We start from the raw sequence: 1,859 nt of genomic DNA on the forward strand, positions 1-1,859 counted from the left end.
TTCGTTTAACGAATCAAAAAATGATAGTGTAAAGTGGTTGTCAGACCCGTAAAGTGGGGACTGGTTGCAGGGACTGTCTAAATATCGTTTAGGCAGTCCTTTTGCTATTGTCTTAATAATTTCCGGGTTAATGTTTCCGGGGCTTGGAGGTGTTCCGGGAGGTATTCCGCTTGGTTGGCCCGGGAGGGACAGATGTCGATGCCCCCGCGACGGGTGTAGATACAGGATACTGCGAGAATCTCCGGGTGGAAGAGGTCCCACAAGCGTTTGTAGGTCATTTCACATATCTCTTCGTGGAAGTGGTTCTCGTTTCGCAGGGAGACGATGTATTTCAAGAGGGAGGTATGATCCGGCAGGCAGTCGGCTTGCATGTGGATGTAGATGCTACCCCAATCGGGTTGTTTCGTGATCTTGCAGTTACTCCGTAACAGGTGGCTACATACCTTGATTTCCCCTCTTCCGGTTGTCCGGCTTTCCAGTAATGCCGGGTTTTCATTGTACTCGGTGAAGGTTTCCCGTTCGATGCCGGGCGTGGCTTCCAATAGCGTGTAATCTTGAAAATCGAAATACGGTTTTTCGGAGGCTTGACGGAAAAACGTGGCTTCTACACGGGTTTGCAGTATTTGTTCGAGGTCCGATTTCACGATTTGGAGGTATGTTTCTACGCCCGAGGGAGTGTCTTCCCCGAGGCGGGTCATGTTTAAGGAGTTCAAGTATAGTTTCAGCGATTTACTTTCCACGATACATGGGCTGTTGGCCGGGTATACCAGTTTTAGAACACCGCACACGGGTAAGCCGTTTCGGGCCAAGAATCCGGCCTCGTAGGCGTGCCAAGTGTCGAATCCCCGGAACAATTCTTCCGGGGTATAAATATCGTAAATTTCCCGGTTCAGGCTACGCGGGACCGGAACGAGAATTGACGGGCAATAATCGGTCGGGTAGGCAACTTGTTGGCCGAGGACTTTGGATTCAATACTCATGATTAGAAGTTTTGCATGTTGTATAATTTCGTATAGATGCCATCCAGAGCCAACAGTTCTTCATGGCGTCCCCGTTCCACGATTTTACCCTCGTGGAAAACGCAGATCATGTCGGCGTTGCGGATCGTTGAAAGACGATGGGCCACGACGATGGAGGTGCGGTTTTTCATCAGGTTATCGAGGGCCTCCTGCACGAGCTTTTCCGACTCGGTGTCCAGTGCGGAGGTCGCCTCGTCGAGGATCATGATGGGCGGGTTTTTCAACACGGCCCGGGCGATGCTCAAGCGTTGGCGTTGTCCACCGCTTAATTTGCCCCCGCGGTCCCCGATACAGGTGTCATATCCTTTCTCGGTTTGCATGATAAACTCGTGGGCATTGGCAATCCGGGCTGCCCGTTCGACCTCTTCCCGGGTGGCCGATTCGACGCCGAAGGCGATGTTATTAAAGATAGTATCGTTAAAGAGGATCGGGTCTTGGTTCACGTTCCCCATGAGTTCACGTAAGCCGTGTAACGACACGTCCTTGATGTTGATGCCGTCGATTAGGATTTCACCCTTGATCACGTCGTAGAAACGGGGCAAGAGATCGACAAAGGTACTCTTCCCGGAGCCGGATTGTCCGACGAGGGCAACGGTCTGTCCTTTTCCTATTTTGACATTCACGTCCTTTAGGACGATGCGGTCCGGACGGTAAGCAAAACTCACGTTGCGGTACTCGATCTCTTTATTGAACCCGTTTAACGGTTTCGGTTGTTCGGGTTCCAGTATGGTCGATTCGGCATTTAGTATCTGGTCGATACGGTCCATGGCGGCGGCTCCTTTCTGGATGCTGTATAGTGCCGTGGAGAATTGTTTTGCCGGGTTGATGATCGAGTAGAAG

Annotated in this window: 2 protein-coding genes; both read right to left on the bottom strand. The window is 51.3% G+C overall.

Going from position 1 to position 1,859, the window contains the following annotated elements:
* Nucleotides 1-104 precede the first annotated feature (104 nt).
* Entirely contained in the window at nt 105-980 is an 876-nt protein-coding gene (locus AB5542_RS21255; protein ID WP_279039827.1) for an NADPH-dependent 7-cyano-7-deazaguanine reductase QueF, read from the bottom strand.
* A gap of 2 nt (nt 981-982) precedes the next feature.
* On the bottom strand, nt 983-1,859 hold an 877-nt coding region (locus AB5542_RS21260; protein ID WP_368243458.1), incomplete at its 5' end, for an ABC transporter ATP-binding protein.

The organism is Butyricimonas sp. RTP31003st1_G1_RTP31003_210430 (assembly GCF_040920905.1).
GTDB classification, from domain to species: Bacteria; Bacteroidota; Bacteroidia; order Bacteroidales; family Marinifilaceae; genus Butyricimonas; species Butyricimonas paravirosa.